This is a genomic window from Tenacibaculum geojense, from assembly GCF_042676005.1.
GTDB classification, from domain to species: Bacteria; Bacteroidota; Bacteroidia; order Flavobacteriales; family Flavobacteriaceae; genus Polaribacter; species Polaribacter geojense.
In genome coordinates this window covers 22,192-36,845 of sequence record NZ_JBHTJR010000044.1, presented here as the reverse complement: position 1 = coordinate 36,845, position 14,654 = coordinate 22,192, and the positions used below count along the sequence as shown (strand labels likewise).

The following is a 14,654-nucleotide window of genomic DNA, read 5'->3' as shown; positions in this document are numbered from 1 at the left end:
ACCAGAGAAGCTAGCTTCTCTGGTTTAAATATATTTTTTAAAACTGTCAACCTATTTTAGGACGACTCATGATGAAAAAATATTAAGCGAATAAACTATCTATTTTTTCTTTTTCTTCTTGTGCTAAAGCAGCATCAACTAAAATACGACCACTATGCTCATCAATAGTAATTTTCTTACGGTTAGCTATTTCTAACTGTACTTGAGGAGGAATTGTAAAGAAAGATCCACCAGCAGCACCACGCTCAATAGAAACTACAGCTAAACCATTTTTAACTTTAGCTCTAATTCTTTTATAAGCCTGTAATAAGTGTTTATCTATAGATGCAGAGAATTCTTCAGATTTTTCTTGTAACAACTTTTCTTCTTTCTCTGTTTCTTTTAAGATAGCGTCTAATTCACCCTTTTTGTGCGCTAAATGAGCTTCAGAGGCCTTTAATTTTTCTTCAGTACCTTTAATTACCTCGTTTTTTTGAGCAATTTTAGCCTTAAATTCTTTGATACGCTTTTCAGCTAATTGAATTTCTAATTCTTGATATTCAATTTCTTTGCTTAAAGAGTCAAATTCTCTGTTATTTCTAACATTTTTTTGTTGCTCTTCATATTTAGTGATTAAAGCTTTAGAATCTGTGATAGATTGCTTTTTATTACTAATGTCGGTTTCTAAATTGGCAACGTCTTGAGCTAAGTTAGATAGTCTAGTGTTTAATCCGGCAACTTCATCTTCTAAATCTTCAACTTCTAAAGGTAATTCACCGCGAACGTTTCTAATTTCATCTACTCTAGAGTCAATTAATTGTAAATCATACAACGCTCTTAATTTTTCTTCTACCGTTACTTCTTTTTTTGCCATCTTTTAAATATAGTGTATTGGATTTGTAATTTTTTCGCTTAAAATAATTGCAAAAGTACTAAATTTTTTGTTAAGATATTCAACCAAAAGGTTTTTTGTAAACTGTTCGCTCTCATAATGTCCTACATCAGCTAAAAGTATACTATTTTCCGCTTTGTAAAATTCATGATATTTAAAATCTGCACTAATATAAGCATCTGCTCCAGATTTTATAGCATTGCCAATTGCAAAACTTCCAGAACCTCCTAATACTGCAACTTTTTTAATAGGTTTATTTAGTAGTTCAGAATGTCTAACACAGCCTGTTTTAAATGTTTTTTTTACATAGTTAAGAAAATCAGTTTCTTGCATAGGCTGTTTTAACTCTCCAATCATACCCATTCCAACTTGTTGATGATAGTTGTTTAAAGTAGTTACTTCATACGCTACTTCTTCATAGGGATGATTTTTGAATAAGGCTGTTAAAATTTTACCCTCCAAATAACTTTCATAAGTGACAGATATACAGGTTTCTTCTTCAAAATGAACGCTGCCTTTTTCACCAATTGTAGGATTTGCTTTTTCAGTGGCTTCAAAACTACCTCTTCCTTCATAATTAAAAGAACAGTTTTTGTAATTACCAATAGTACCTGCTCCTGCTTTAAAAAGTGAATTCCTTAATTCGTCGGCATTTTTATGTGGAACATAAGTAGTAAGTTTATTAATAATTCCTTTTTTTGGAATTAAAACTTTAGTGTTTTCTAGCCCTAATACTTCGCACATTTTTGCAGAAACTCCGTTGTTAGAGTTGTCTAATGCTGTGTGAGTAGCATAAATTGCAATATCATTTTTAATGGCTTTTAAAACAACTCTTTCCACGTAATTGTTACCATTAATTTTTTTTAATCCACCAAAAATAATAGGATGAAAACTTACAATTAAGTTACAGTTATTAGCTATTGCCTCTTCAACTGTTTCTTCTAGCGTATCTAAAGTAACTAATACACCAGTAACCTCAGTTTGGTAGTCGCCAACTAGAAGTCCTACATTATCAAAATCTTCGGCATAAGATAGCGGTGCTAATTTTTCTATATAATTGGTAATGTCTTTTATTTGCATAGTTCTAATTTTGCAATACCAAAGTTAAGATATTTAATGTATTTTCGTTACAATGAAATTAATTCGTTTTCTTCTTTTTCCATTTAGTTTATTATACCAGTTTATAACAAGTTTCAGAAACTTTTTATTTAATAAAGGTTGGTTAAAAAGTACCTCTTTTTCAATACCAGTTATTGCTGTAGGAAATTTAAATGTTGGCGGAACAGGTAAAACTCCTCAAATAGAATATTTGGTAAGATTGTTAAAAGACACGTATAATTTAGCAATTTTAAGCAGAGGGTATAAGCGTAAAACTTCTGGTTTTCAGCTGCTAAATAACAAGCACACCACTGAAGATGTTGGAGATGAACCGATGCAGTTTTTTAAAAAGTTTCAAGGAGTTTCTGTTGCTGTAGATGCAAATAGAACTCATGGTATTAACCAATTACAACGTTTGTGCCAATCTTTAAATGTAATTTTGTTAGATGATGCTTTTCAGCATAGAAAAGTAAAAGCAGGGTTATATATTTTACTTACTAAATATAAAGATTTGTATGTTGATGATTTTGTATTACCAACAGGAAATTTAAGAGAGTGGAGGAGTGGAGCTAAAAGAGCACAAGTAATAATTATAACTAAATGCCCTTTAAATTTATCAAGTACTGAGAAGGATAAAATTTTAAAAAAAATTAATCCAAAGGCAAATCAACAAGTATTTTTTTCGGGAATTGATTATGATGATGAGTTAAAAGGAGCTTCTACATTAATGTTAGATAGTTTAGTAAATAAAAAAGTAGTTCTTGTAACAGGAATTGCTAATCCAAATCCGCTTACTACATTTTTAAAAGAAAAGAATATTGTTTTTACCCATATTAAATTTCCAGATCATCATCATTTTACAAATCAAGATATTCTAAAAATAAAAAGAGAACTTTTGAAAAGTAAATCTGAAGACACTGTGTTGCTTACCACAGAAAAAGATTATGTTAGGCTGCATGACAAAGTATTAAACTTGCATTATATTGCCATAAAAAGTGTGTTTTTAGAAAATGAGACAGCTTTTAATGAAACTATAGTAAACTTTGTAGAAAATATAGAATAATATCAAACAAAAAATCCGCTTGTTAGCGGATTTGTTTATACATATTTTTTTCCAAAAGACTCTTTGGCTTCTGCCATTATTTGCTTAATGTCTTGGTCATCTTTTCGAGGGCAAATCATTATCACATCTTTTTTTTCAACAACAATAAAGTCTTCTAAACCTTGAATTACAACGCGTTTACCGCTATCGGTTCTCACCATATTTCCTTTAGCGTCTCTAAATATTACATTGGCACCTACTACAGCATTTGCATCTTCATCTTTTTTAAGTTTACCATATAAAGAACCCCAAGTTCCTAAATCATTCCAACCAAAATCAACAGGGAGTACATGCACGTTGTTAGCACGCTCCATAATGGCAAAATCTATTGAAATATTTTCACACTTTTTATAATTATTATTGATAAAGTTAACCTCGTCATCTGTATTGTAAACAGAAGTTTCAGCATTTAAAATACTTACCATTTCAGGAGAATATTGTTTAAAAGCCTCTATAATATTTTTTGCAGACCAAACAAAAATTCCTGCATTCCACAAATAATCTCCACTTTCTAAAAATGATTCAGCAGTAGTTAAATCAGGTTTTTCAGTAAAGTTCTTAACCTTTTTTATTTCAGTATTTTCTTTTTCAAACTGAATATAACCGTATCCTGTATTAGCGTGATCTGGTTGAATACCTAAAGTCATTAAAATATCATCTTTAGAACATGCTTCAAAAGAGGTTTGAATATTGCGTAAAAATTCTCCTTCGTCTTTAATCCAATGATCAGATGGTGCCACTAACATAACAGCATCCGGATTTTGATTGTATATTTTTAAGGCAGCATATAAAATACAAGGAGCTGTATTTCTCATTGCAGGTTCTAACAACAACTGTTTATTATTAAGTTGCGGTAATTGTTGTAATACTAATTTTTCATAATTGGCATTAGTAGCAATTAATATGTTGTTTGTAGGTACTAATTCATTAATCCTTTCAAAAGTTCTCTGAATTAAAGATTGACCAGTTCCAAGCATGTCATGAAACTGTTTAGGAAACTTTTGAGTACTCACTGGCCAGAATCGAGATCCTACACCACCAGCCATAATTACTGCATAGTAGTTGTTGTTTGTCATAATGTAAATTTTTGTTACCTATTCTATTTTTGAGCGGGTATAACTTCTGCGTTATGATTAAAAAGATATACACGGTTATTGCTTAAATTTAAGCATTCAAAGCGAGTTCTGCGCTTTTTTCCTCTTTTGTAAATGGTGTTTTTATATTTAAAAAGAGTTCCTTCAGGTATATCAAATATAAAACTCTTTCCTGAATTAGCCATACCACATTTTAAAGCTAACGATAATTTTACGTCAGCATCTGTACTTGCTTTCGGATTTTTAAAATGTATGGCTAAGAGACTTAAAATAGGTTCTGGATATATTTCCGGACGAATGAAAGGCAACATTAAATGCTGAAATACGGTTTTCCATTCTTTTCCGTGTGGTTGAACCCTTCCAAATTTTTTATAGGTAACATGATGTGCAATTTCATGAACTAAGGTTAGTAAAAATTGAAACTTGTTTAAGTTATTATTTACTGTAATTTGTGTACTCCCATCTAAAAAAGTTCTAAAATCACCATGTTTAGTTTGTCTTTCTTGAACAATTTTAATGTTGATTTTATGAGTTTCTATTAAATAAATAATAGGAGTAATGGCTTGTTCCGGAATGTATTTGCGTAAAATATTTTTAATAATCTTAAATTATGGAGTTGAGTTTGATACTTGTAAAACTTTACCGTTGTAAAATTGATTTCCAGTTAGTGAAAAATTAAAAATATAGCTTGCCATTTCTTTGGCAGAAAGTGGTGCCACATAACCAGGGAAAGCTTCTTCAAGCATTTCTGTTTGTACAGCACCTAAGGCAAGTACATTAAATGCTATTTGTTGTTCTTTGTATTCTTCTGCAAGTAATTCAGATAATGTAATGACGGCTCCTTTAGCAGAACTGTATGCTGCTAAACCAGGAAACTTCATACTTCCTTGAATTCCGCCCATACTACTTATTGTAACCACATGACTACCCGCCTTCATAAAAGGCAACATACATTGCGTTACTTTAGCTACAGAAAAAACATTAACCTGATACACATCAATAAAATCTTGTTGTGTAATATTTTCAAAAGGTTTGTTAACTAACTTTCCAGCATTATTAATTAAAATATCAACATTTTTCCAGTTTAATGAAATGTAGTTTACCGCTTTTTCAATATCAGATTCTTTACCAAGGTCTGTGGCTAAAACTTTAATGTTTTTATGATTAACAGCAGTTAATGGTGCTGTGTTTCTTGATAAAGCTAAAACGTTATGTCCTTCATTTGCGAATAATTGAGCAAGCTCAAATCCAATTCCTCTACTTGTTCCAGTTATTACAATATTTTTACTCATCTGTAACATCTATTATATCGTCTGTATCGTTGTTTTCAATAGTATTAGTAAATCCAGCAGCAATCTTATTCCATTTTTCTTTTAAAACAGTATTATTTGTGGTATTAGATTGTTGATCTGCTATTTCTTGTGTATAAACTATTCGGTCTTTTAACATTGGATGATTACTTAAATAAGTAGGAATATCAACATCTGATTCATCTTTAAGTATTTGAAAAAGTTGAGGCATTCCATTCAAATCTAAATTATTGGCACGCATCATCTCAATACCAAATATATCAGCTTCTTTTTCTAAACTTCGAGTGTAAGATAATTGTGAAAATAAATGAGCATTTTCACCAATAATAGCTGTTACACCATTTATATCACCAAAAAGAACTGATACAAAGATAGCACCTGAAAGGTTACGAGCTACATTTTTTAACACATGTCTGTTTTGTACATGAGAAACCTCATGCCCAATTAATGCTGCTAATTGATGTTCATTTTGAATTTTTTCTAATAAGGATGAAAAGATTACAATTTTTCCGCCAGATACAGCAAAAGCATTTAGTTGACTACTATTAGCTACTTTGGCTTGTATTGGAAATTCACAATCAATTTGCATGGCGTCTACAAAATCTTGTAATTTTTCTGATTGCTTCTCATCAATATCTAAATCTAAAGAAATTGTTCTAAAAATATAATCACCAAAATCAATTACGTGTTCTTTGTTTAGGTTTTTAGCAAAGCTAACAGCTACGGTTGGAATTACATAAAAATACATTCCTAACGCAAAACCAACAATTACAGCAAGTAATATAGCTATTGATTTGTTTACAGATTTATGTAAAGTTGTATCTAATTTATTATTTAAGTTTTTATGATCACTTTTAGAAATGAACGCTATAAAGTTTGGATCTGTACTTTCTATTTTTTGAAAAGGAAATTCTTTGCCGTATGTAAAGGCAATTAATCCTTGGGTATAAACTTCAGATTTTTGAATTGTATCTATCTTCCAGATTACCTCTTTGGTAGTTTCTGTAGTGTTATTAAAAACAATTCGCCACCCCGAAGGATTGGGAGTGACGATTGCTTGATGTGTTTTTGACGATTGTCCGTCGAAATAATTTGCTTTAAATTCCATTATAAGAAGTCAAAATCTAAAAAGTCTAACATATCTTCTCCAGCAGCATCATCATAATTATCATAAGAAACTTGTTGAATATTGTTAGTATCTAAACCTTCTTCAATTTCTAAAAACCTAAATATGAATTGGAAGGTTCTAACAACAACCCAAGGTGTACCAATACCAAAAGTAAAAGCAATAATTAAAAAGTTTACTACTACTAATTCAAAGATATCACCAGCTTTCATATTAAAACTAAAGTTTACTTTTTTACCATTCTGAGTTATTTCTGTATTGTTAGCATAAAAAGCATATAGGTTTTTATAATACCAGAAAGAGTAAATACCTAATGTTGGATACATTAAAAGTACCATTTTAAGGTTAATCCAAAATAAAGTTTCCCCTTTTCCTGTAAAATCAAACGATAAATTACCAAAGCGTAAGTGGCTTAATATATATTTTCTAATATCAACACTAAACCAAGCTCCATAAATTCCAAAGGTTACAATAGTTAATAAAAACCCAGTTACACATTTCCAAAAAAGCTCCATTCTGTCGCCTAAATATTTAAAATGTATACCTTTCCAAGAGCTTCTTGAAGATCTATATCTTGCAGCACCATGTATTGCAAATGGTATAATCCCTATTAAAAAAAGGTAAAATGTACCAACAGAAATAGCAGCCATGGTTCCACTACCAGTTTGCATTCCGTATAAAAGAAATAGGTACAAAGCAATAAAGATTACATATACCTTAATAAAACCTTTAAAAACTTCATTTCCTGTGCCATGAAAAACAAAACGAGTATTATCTAAATCTGTAGATTGATAATGGTATTTTAATTTTTCAACTCTAGCCCAAGGATAGTATAATCCAAGGGTAACAATAGTTAATAAAAGGTTTTTAAAATAAATAAGTGCAAATTCACTTCCTTTTCCAAAGTATTTAAATCGTTTTTTTTCAGTGTTAAGTCCTGATATAACTTCCATAGTTTGTTTTTTGATTAGTTTTCAAATGTGCAATTTTATTTTCTGTTTTACAATAAATCCTCAACAATAGTTTTTGTGTTATATTTAAAACTTTAAAATAGATGTTATTATGATTAAATATTTACTTGGATTTTTTTGTTCCCTGTTTACAAGTATGTTACTTGCACAAACTACCTACATTCATTGTGGTAAATTGATAGATACACAAACTGGTGAAATTAAAAAAGAACAAACAATTGTTGTAGAGGGTACTAAAATAATAGATGTATTAAGTGGTTACGTAATGCCTCGAAGTGCTTCAGCAAAAAGTATCAATTTAAGGTCAAAAGTAGTAATGCCTGGTCTAATTGATATGCACGTACATATAGAGCAAGAATTTGATGCTCATACACGTTTAAACGGATATATTTTGAATGAAGCAGATATTGCTTTTAATGCCGTAGGATTTGCTAAAACCACGCTATTAAATGGATTTACAACGGTAAGAGATTTAGGAGGAACAGGAGTAAATATATCTACTAGAAAAGCAATAGATGCAGGAAAAATACCAGGCCCAAGAGTATTTACTGCCGGTAAAGCCTTAGCTACCACAGGAGGTCATGCAGATCCTACTAATGGAAGTAGTAGAAAGCTGATAGGAAACCCAGGACCAAAAGAAGGTGTGGTAAACAGTGTAGAAGATGCAAAAAAAGCTGTAAGACAACGTTATAAAAATGGAGCTGATTGTATTAAAATTACAGCTACGGGAGGTGTTTTAAGTGTTGCAAAAAGTGGTGATAATCCTCAGTTTACCATTGAAGAAGTGAAAGCAATTTGTGATATGGCTTCCGATTATGGAATGCATGTAGCAGCTCATGCTCACGGGGATGAAGGCATGCAAAGAGCCGTGTTAGGAGGTGTAAAAACAATAGAACATGGTACTTATATGAGTAGTAAAACTATGGATTTAATGATTAAAAATGATGTGTATTTAGTACCAACATTAACTGCAGGAAAAGAAGTAGAAGAGAAGGCGAAAGTAAAAGGTTATTATCCTGACATTGTTGTACCAAAAGCATTGGCGGTTGGCCCACAAATACAAGGAACTTTTGCGAAAGCATATAAAAAAGGAGTAAAAATAGCCTTTGGTACAGATGCAGGAGTTTTTGCTCATGGTTATAACGGAAAAGAATTTGGTTACATGGTAGCGGCAGGAATGCCACCAATAGAAACAATTCAGTCTGCAACAATTACAAATGCTAAAATTTTAAAGATGGATAAAGAGATTGGGCAAATTAAGCAAGGTTTTTTTGCTGATATTATTGCAGTTGATGAAGATCCAACCAATAATATAAAAACTATGGAAAACGTTGTTTTTGTCATGAAAAATGGTGTGGTTTACAAGCAATAATTTTTGTTAAAGTATGTAACAAATCATCTTTTTAAACTACCAACAGTTGATACTAATTTTAAATACATAAGTTATGCATCAACTATATAACTTAAGAAAAGAAAAAGTAGCTTTTATAATTCCTTTAATGATGATTTTATCACTAGTTTTAGTTGTAAAATCATCATTTTTTATTCCAGCTATTTCTCCTTTGGTTATTATTGATTTATTGATAGTTATTCCGTTGGTTCATTATCTTATAATCAGAAAAAAGAAGAAACAAAAACAATCAGTAGTATTGATTTTGTTTCTTGGTTTTATAACAGCTTTATCAGTAATTCCTAAAGAATATCAATACATATTAAATAGCATACAACTTATTACCATTCCTTTAATAGAATTAACAGCGTTAATTTATATTATTATAAAAGTTAGGCAGGTAGTTAAGGGTTATAAAGAATACAAGTCTAATAATTTTGATTTTTTTGATGTAATTAAACCTATTTGTAACAAGATACTACCTTTTGGCATTGGCAACATATTAGCCGCTGAAATAGCAATGATTTACTATGCGTTATTTTCTTGGAAAAAAAAGAGATTACTTAGTAATGAGTTTTCATATCATAAAAATAGCACTTCAACCAGCGTATTTTTAGGTTTTTTAGTAATAGTTATGGTAGAGGCATTTGTAACACACGCAATGATACAACAAGGAATTCAAAGCGGCTCTGTTGTTTTAGCAATTCTTAGTGGTTATTCAGCGTTACAAATTATTGCAATGATGAGGTCAACAGCTAAAAGACCTGTTGTTATTAATAAAGACAAAGAAGAATTAGTATTAAGGTTTGGAATTTTATCTGAAGCTACAATTTCTTTTAAAAACCTAAAAAAGGTAGTAATAACATCTAAAGATATTCCTGAAAAATCACCTATTAAATATTTTTCCCCTTTAGGAAGTGCTACAGGTCATAATATGGTTATTTGCTTAAATGAATCGATTGTTTTTAATAGTTTTTATGGTTTTAAGCGAAAAGCTAAGTATTTAGCAATTTTTATTGATGAAAAAGAAGCCTTTCAAACTCAACTACTAAAAGTGTTGGCGTAGTATATTAATTAAAAATTATATGTTGGTATGCACCAATATCTGGAGATGAAGTTCTATCAATCCCTAAAATATCTTGACTAACAGCTGTTGGTGCAGCGGCATTAATTGCAGTGCTATTCTCACCAATTATAAGGTCTTCATCAAACGGATTTCTGAAGTCAGGATTTCCATTTATGATTACATTTTGATAGTTAGGATTATTAAAATCTAAATCAGAATTATCTGCAAAAATTCCTGTTGGATCTTCAAAACGTATTATACTATTGTTTACATTATAATTAAATTCATTACCATCAACTTTATCTAAAACAAATTCTATATTGTTATTACCGTAAACTATACAATTGCTAAAGTTTGCTGCAATTAAAGGTCTTGTTTCAATAATGTTTTGCCCGTTTTCCTGTTTTGTAAAGAAATTATTTACTAAAACAGTAGGTAAGCTTCTAAAACTATTGTTCCAGTAATTTGAAAATGTACAATGTGTAAAATTGTAATTACCACCAACAGTTGCTGCCAAAGAAGATTGACCAGCATTTCCAATAACAAGATTTTCAGCAGTTATTTCAGCTTCTCTACCTAAAATTCCAAAACTAGACTGATTGTATATTTCAGTATTGGCGGTAAAAAGTGTTGGGTTATTGTTAGTTCCTAAACTATCAACTAAAATACCTATAGTGCCATTTTTAATAATTGTATGATTAAAATTGTTGGCAGTACTTCCTGCACGAAGCCAAATAGTTCCCCATTGTCCAGCAATGTTATCAAAAGCAGCTTCTAATCGATCTCCTTGAAACGTAACTTTTTCTGTTAAAGTTCCGTTAGTAACCATGGTAGCACCTTCATCTACAATTAATCCAGAGTTTGCATGAAAATAAATCTCCGCACCAGCTTCAAAAGTAACTGTTTTACCACTAGCAATAGCGGCATACCCATAAATAACATAAGGTCTTTCATTGGTAAACGTAAGCTCACTGTCTTCTAAAAAACGTCCTTTAATAGAAGTTGGTTGACCGTCTAATGTTAAACTGTCGATGACCATGCTTACAGGATTTCTATCAGGATAAATAAAAGTAGCGTCTTGTACCAAAGTAACTAAATCAACATCTTGTTGGTTGTTTCCGTTGTCAAATAAAATACGATCTGTATATAAAGGGTTTGACACGTTAGAAAAATCAATGGTAGTTTCTATAAAAACATATAAACTATCATTGGCTAATATGTCAATATCTTCAAAGTTTTTACCAGCAACACCATCTACATTTAAACGATAATATGAGTTCACGCCATTTTCTAATTTAATTTCTGGAATTGTAATTGCCTTATCACTTTTATTGTATACTCTTAAATTATAAGTAGCTGAACCAATAGTAGTGAAAACGGTATCTAAAAAAATAGTGTCTTTAGAAAAGGTTAGGTTTCCAAAACTAGGAATGGTACTAAAGTCTTTTCTACAAGAACTAATAATTAGAACGACTAAACCTCCAAAAACGAATAGAAAATTACGCATACTTATTTTTTTGTAAGTTCAATTTCAAAAAGTTTTCCCCAATGTTTTCCTGTTACAAATAAACGGTTGTTAACGGCATCATATGCAATTCCGTTTAATACATCGTCTGATGGGTCTAATTTTTGATCTTTTGAAACAATATCTCGTAGCCCGTTTAAATCAGCAACCCCTTCAACAACCCCCGTTTTTGGATTAATCATCACTATTGAGTTTTGTTGCCATTTATTTGCATAAATTAATCCGTTAATAAATTCTAGTTCATTTAAATTATCAACTGTGTATTTGTTTGTGTAGGCCTGAATACTTCTTTTTTCAGCTTGTGTAATTGGATCTAAAAACCATATTTTATTCGTTCCGTCAGATTTTATTAATTCGTTATCAGAATGTGTTAATCCCCAACCTTCATTACTATTATTGTAAGAAAACTCTTTAAGTTGTTTAAAAGTTTCTAAATCATAAACAAATCCTTTACGCGCTTGCCATGTTAACCAAATTATTTGATTGTTAAATATGGTCATTCCTTCTCCAAAATAGGTGTCCTTTAAATTCTCTTGTTGGAGTACCTTTCCTGTTTTGATATCAACCTTACGTAAAGATGATTGTCCTCTTCTACCCGTAGTTTCATATAAATAGCCATTGTAAAACTCTAAACCTTGTGTGTAAGCATTGTTGTCATGCGGATAAGTATTAACTACTTTATAATTATAAACTTCTGGAGTTTTGTTTGCTAATATCTCAATTGACGTATTTACTTTTTTTACTTTACCAGGTATAAAAGCCAAAGCAGTTACTAGGTGTTTACCAACACCAATTTCATTTGTATTTATTTCGGCAGTGTTATTGTTATTTTCTAACTTTTTACCATTTACATAAAGTTGAATGCTATCAGGTTTTTCACCACTTAATTGTTCTAAACTAACTGTAGTTTTTTGTCCTAGTGTTACTTTTTTAGAAGAGTTAAGTTTAAATTTATAACCAACATTACCACAAGAAGTTAGTAAAGCATATGATGTGAAAATTAAAAAAGAGTAGTTTAAAAATTTCATATTTAAAGTAGTGTTATCAAATTTTAGCATTTATAATACAAATAAAGCAATTTATTTGTTTGCAAATTAAAAAAAAGGGTTAAATTTGCACCCTCAAATAGCCATTGCAGGTATTTTGATTTTTTTGAATGCGTTAAAAATTTACCACTTTTGGCAATTTCAAACAAATGATTAAAAAGAATAAAAAATGAAAAAAGGTATACACCCAGAAAATTATAGATTAGTAGCGTTTAAAGATATGTCTAACGATGATGTATTCATTACTCGTTCTACAGCTAACACAAAAGATACTATCGAAGTTGAAGGAGTAGAGTATCCATTAATTAAATTAGAAATTTCTAGAACGTCTCACCCTTTCTATACTGGTAAGTCTAAGTTAGTAGATACTGCAGGACGTATTGACAAGTTCAAAAACAAATACGCAAAATTCAAAAAGTAATTTTTGCAACAACATATACTTAAAAGCTCTAACATTTGTTAGAGCTTTTTTTGTTTATAAATCTGTATTTTTACCTTAAAATTTAAAAGATGAGAGATTCTATACTTGCAGTATGTATTATAGCAAACTTGTTATGTGGAGTATTGGTGTATTTTATTCCAGATATGGGGAACGTGATTTTATTAACCATAGCATCTGCATTAACATTATTAGCTATTTATGATGCTTTTATTCAAAAAAAACATTCGTTAATGCGAGCTTTTCCTATTGTAGCAAGACTACGTTGGGTTTTTGAAGAAGAGCGCGATAAAATAAAGCAATATTTTATAGAATCTGATTTAGATGGAACGCCTATTAATAGAGAAAAAAGAAGTATTGTTTATCAACGTTCTAAAAAAGAAATAGAAACAATACCATTTGGGACGCAACACAATGTATACGAAAAAGGATATGAATTTGTTAAACACTCCTTATTTCCTACAGATCATCATAAAGTAACTGGGGATAAAGTTGTTTTTGGATCAGATAAATGTACACAAAAATATAAGGGGTCTATTATAAATATTTCTGCAATGTCATTTGGTTCACTAAGCAAAAATGCAATTATGGCATTAAATCAAGGAGCTAAAATGGGCGGATTTGCTCATAATACAGGAGAGGGCGGAATTTCACCATATCATTTACAAGGAGGAGATTTAATTTTTCAGGTAGGAACTGGATATTTTGGAGCAGGAAGAACCGAAAATGGAAAACGTGTTTTTGATGATGCTATTTTTAAAGAGAATGCTATTCGTCCTGAAGTTAAAATGATAGAAATTAAATTATCACAAGGAGCAAAACCTGGTCATGGTGGTATTTTACCAGCCAAAAAAAATACAGAAGAAATAGCTAAAATTAGATCCGTAGAGCCTTTTACTCGAGTAGATTCACCTCCAAGTCACGATGCTTTTTCAAATTTTGAAGAAATGATTGATTTTATACAAAAGGTTCGTGAGTTAAGTGAAGGTAAACCTGTAGGAATTAAGTTTTGTGTTGGTGATACTGATGAAATTGAGGAAATGATAAAAACGTTTGCAGCTCACAATAATTATCCAGATTTTATAGCTGTAGATGGTGGAGAAGGAGGTACAGGATCTGCTCCTTTAGAGTTCTCAAACTATATGGGAACTCCATTATTGGAAGGCTTAGCATTTGTAACAAAAACACTAATAAAATATAATTTAAAAAATCAAATAAAAATTATAGCTAGTGGTAAGGCTATTGATGCTTTTGATTTAGTAAAGTTAAAAGCAATGGGAGCAGATGCAATGGGAATGGCTAGAAGTTTTATGTTAAGTTTAGGCTGTATTCAAGCACGCGAGTGTAATTTAGATACTTGTCCGGTTGGAGTTGCTACCCAAGATGAAGATTTAGTAGAAGCCTTAGTGGTAGAATATAAAAATGTTCGTGTTAAAAATTATCATGATAAAACCATTGCAGCATTAAAAGAAATGGTTTCAGCCATGGGAAAGAACTCAATTAATGATATTGAAGCTAAACATGTTTTTAGAAGAAATAAAGCAGGAGATATTACTTCATTAGATAAAATTTATTTTCAAGAAACTTCTCAAGTTCCGGTGAATTAAAAAGGCATT

14 protein-coding genes and 1 pseudogene are annotated in these 14,654 nt (G+C 30.6%); 5 read left to right on the top strand and 10 right to left on the bottom strand.

The genetic code is table 11. The annotated features are described in order from the left end of the window. Nucleotides 1–82: 82 nt before the first annotated feature. Nucleotides 83–853, bottom strand: a complete 771-nt coding sequence (locus ACFQ1U_RS07435) for a zinc ribbon domain-containing protein (protein ID WP_386106899.1) — start codon at nt 851–853, stop codon at nt 83–85. A 3-nt stretch (nt 854–856) separates the two neighbouring features. Continuing rightward, nucleotides 857–1,951 (bottom strand): Nif3-like dinuclear metal center hexameric protein, encoded by a 1,095-nt coding sequence (locus tag ACFQ1U_RS07430; RefSeq protein ID WP_386106897.1) that lies wholly within the window; start codon nt 1,949–1,951, stop codon nt 857–859. Nucleotides 1,952–2,003: 52 nt separating this feature from the next. Here ACFQ1U_RS07430 and lpxK point away from each other — a divergent pair, with 52 nt between their 5' ends. After that, nucleotides 2,004–3,032: a tetraacyldisaccharide 4'-kinase gene (gene lpxK, locus ACFQ1U_RS07425; RefSeq protein WP_386106895.1), complete on the top strand. Its 1,029-nt coding sequence runs from the start codon at nt 2,004–2,006 to the stop codon at nt 3,030–3,032. A 35-nt stretch (nt 3,033–3,067) separates the two neighbouring features. Here lpxK and ACFQ1U_RS07420 read toward each other — a convergent pair whose 3' ends face one another. The 6 genes and pseudogenes from ACFQ1U_RS07420 to ACFQ1U_RS07395 all read right to left on the bottom strand — a co-directional run bounded on the left by ACFQ1U_RS07420 (nt 3,068) and on the right by ACFQ1U_RS07395 (nt 7,554). Next, complete coding sequence (locus ACFQ1U_RS07420; RefSeq protein ID WP_386106893.1) at nt 3,068–4,147, bottom strand: mannose-1-phosphate guanylyltransferase; 1,080 nt, start codon at nt 4,145–4,147, stop codon at nt 3,068–3,070. Between the two features lie 23 nt (nt 4,148–4,170). Then, on the bottom strand, nt 4,171–4,476 hold the full coding sequence (locus tag ACFQ1U_RS07415; RefSeq protein WP_386106891.1) for a hypothetical protein: 306 nt from the start codon (nt 4,474–4,476) through the stop codon (nt 4,171–4,173). A gap of 60 nt (nt 4,477–4,536) precedes the next feature. After that, a pseudogene (locus tag ACFQ1U_RS07410) lies at nt 4,537–4,614 on the bottom strand (sprT domain-containing protein); the annotation flags it as partial. Nucleotides 4,615–4,773: 159 nt separating this feature from the next. Then, nucleotides 4,774–5,457: an SDR family NAD(P)-dependent oxidoreductase gene (locus ACFQ1U_RS07405; protein ID WP_386106889.1), complete on the bottom strand. Its 684-nt coding sequence runs from the start codon at nt 5,455–5,457 to the stop codon at nt 4,774–4,776. Continuing rightward, nucleotides 5,450–6,583 (bottom strand): M48 family metallopeptidase, encoded by a 1,134-nt coding sequence (locus ACFQ1U_RS07400; protein ID WP_386106887.1) that lies wholly within the window; start codon nt 6,581–6,583, stop codon nt 5,450–5,452. The genes ACFQ1U_RS07405 and ACFQ1U_RS07400 overlap by 8 nt, the downstream gene beginning before the upstream one ends. After that, nucleotides 6,583–7,554, bottom strand: a complete 972-nt coding sequence (locus ACFQ1U_RS07395; RefSeq protein WP_386106885.1) for a YjgN family protein — start codon at nt 7,552–7,554, stop codon at nt 6,583–6,585. The genes ACFQ1U_RS07400 and ACFQ1U_RS07395 overlap by 1 nt, the downstream gene beginning before the upstream one ends. A 109-nt stretch (nt 7,555–7,663) precedes the next feature. Here ACFQ1U_RS07395 and ACFQ1U_RS07390 point away from each other — a divergent pair, with 109 nt between their 5' ends. Together ACFQ1U_RS07390 and ACFQ1U_RS07385 are read left to right on the top strand one after the other, a co-directional pair. Next, nucleotides 7,664–8,944, top strand: a complete 1,281-nt coding sequence (locus ACFQ1U_RS07390) for a metal-dependent hydrolase family protein (protein WP_386106883.1) — start codon at nt 7,664–7,666, stop codon at nt 8,942–8,944. A gap of 73 nt (nt 8,945–9,017) precedes the next feature. Then, entirely contained in the window at nt 9,018–10,028 is a 1,011-nt protein-coding gene (locus ACFQ1U_RS07385; RefSeq protein ID WP_386106881.1) for a hypothetical protein, read from the top strand. A 4-nt stretch (nt 10,029–10,032) separates the two neighbouring features. On the opposite strand, the gene ACFQ1U_RS07380 is transcribed toward ACFQ1U_RS07385, so the two are convergent. Beyond that, nucleotides 10,033–11,535: a hypothetical protein gene (locus tag ACFQ1U_RS07380; protein ID WP_386106879.1), complete on the bottom strand. Its 1,503-nt coding sequence runs from the start codon at nt 11,533–11,535 to the stop codon at nt 10,033–10,035. 2 nt (nt 11,536–11,537) lie between these two features. Beyond that, nucleotides 11,538–12,581: a glutaminyl-peptide cyclotransferase gene (locus ACFQ1U_RS07375; protein ID WP_386106877.1), complete on the bottom strand. Its 1,044-nt coding sequence runs from the start codon at nt 12,579–12,581 to the stop codon at nt 11,538–11,540. 187 nt (nt 12,582–12,768) lie between these two features. Here ACFQ1U_RS07375 and ACFQ1U_RS07370 point away from each other — a divergent pair, with 187 nt between their 5' ends. Both ACFQ1U_RS07370 and ACFQ1U_RS07365 read left to right on the top strand, forming a co-directional pair. Continuing rightward, a complete protein-coding gene (locus ACFQ1U_RS07370; protein WP_386106875.1) occupies nt 12,769–13,020 on the top strand; it encodes a type B 50S ribosomal protein L31 in 252 nt (83 codons plus the stop codon). Nucleotides 13,021–13,109: 89 nt separating this feature from the next. After that, on the top strand, nt 13,110–14,645 hold the full coding sequence (locus ACFQ1U_RS07365) for an FMN-binding glutamate synthase family protein (RefSeq protein ID WP_386106873.1): 1,536 nt from the start codon (nt 13,110–13,112) through the stop codon (nt 14,643–14,645). Nucleotides 14,646–14,654 lie beyond the last annotated feature (9 nt).

Coding starts and splice junctions, on each gene's coding strand:
- ACFQ1U_RS07435 (WP_386106899.1), bottom strand. CDS start 853: ATGGCAAAAAAAGAAGTAACGGTAGAAGAAAAATTAAGAGCGTTGTAT.
- ACFQ1U_RS07430 (WP_386106897.1), bottom strand. CDS start 1,951: ATGCAAATAAAAGACATTACCAATTATATAGAAAAATTAGCACCGCTA.
- lpxK (WP_386106895.1), top strand. CDS start 2,004: ATGAAATTAATTCGTTTTCTTCTTTTTCCATTTAGTTTATTATACCAG.
- ACFQ1U_RS07420 (WP_386106893.1), bottom strand. CDS start 4,147: ATGACAAACAACAACTACTATGCAGTAATTATGGCTGGTGGTGTAGGA.
- ACFQ1U_RS07415 (WP_386106891.1), bottom strand. CDS start 4,476: ATGTTGCCTTTCATTCGTCCGGAAATATATCCAGAACCTATTTTAAGT.
- ACFQ1U_RS07405 (WP_386106889.1), bottom strand. CDS start 5,457: ATGAGTAAAAATATTGTAATAACTGGAACAAGTAGAGGAATTGGATTT.
- ACFQ1U_RS07400 (WP_386106887.1), bottom strand. CDS start 6,583: ATGGAATTTAAAGCAAATTATTTCGACGGACAATCGTCAAAAACACAT.
- ACFQ1U_RS07395 (WP_386106885.1), bottom strand. CDS start 7,554: ATGGAAGTTATATCAGGACTTAACACTGAAAAAAAACGATTTAAATAC.
- ACFQ1U_RS07390 (WP_386106883.1), top strand. CDS start 7,664: ATGATTAAATATTTACTTGGATTTTTTTGTTCCCTGTTTACAAGTATG.
- ACFQ1U_RS07385 (WP_386106881.1), top strand. CDS start 9,018: ATGCATCAACTATATAACTTAAGAAAAGAAAAAGTAGCTTTTATAATT.
- ACFQ1U_RS07380 (WP_386106879.1), bottom strand. CDS start 11,535: ATGCGTAATTTTCTATTCGTTTTTGGAGGTTTAGTCGTTCTAATTATT.
- ACFQ1U_RS07375 (WP_386106877.1), bottom strand. CDS start 12,581: ATGAAATTTTTAAACTACTCTTTTTTAATTTTCACATCATATGCTTTA.
- ACFQ1U_RS07370 (WP_386106875.1), top strand. CDS start 12,769: ATGAAAAAAGGTATACACCCAGAAAATTATAGATTAGTAGCGTTTAAA.
- ACFQ1U_RS07365 (WP_386106873.1), top strand. CDS start 13,110: ATGAGAGATTCTATACTTGCAGTATGTATTATAGCAAACTTGTTATGT.